The 246-nt window shown below is 61.0% G+C and carries 1 pseudogene; it reads right to left on the bottom strand.

Annotated elements, in window-relative coordinates:
• Positions 1-246 (bottom strand): annotated as a pseudogene (locus ACQG3P_RS21635) (hypothetical protein); the annotation flags it as partial.

The raw sequence follows: 246 nt of genomic DNA on the forward strand, positions 1-246 counted from the left end.
TACAGGAACATTCCAAGGACGCGCGTCACGCGATGTGTCCCAGCATCGGTGATGAGCCTCGGCCGGATACAGTTGATGTCGACGGACGACAGCCGCGGCAGGCTGACGTTGCGCACGGTGTCGCGCACGGTGATCGCCACGCTCCATGTGCCATGCGGATCGCCTGCTTCCGCGGTTAACTTCATCCCCACCGATGACAGATAGACACTGTTGGGATCGGTATCGAGCTGGGTGACAAAGCAGGGC

This window comes from Stenotrophomonas sp. SrG (genome assembly GCF_050031795.1).
GTDB lineage: Bacteria > Pseudomonadota > Gammaproteobacteria > Xanthomonadales > Xanthomonadaceae > Stenotrophomonas > Stenotrophomonas rhizophila_A.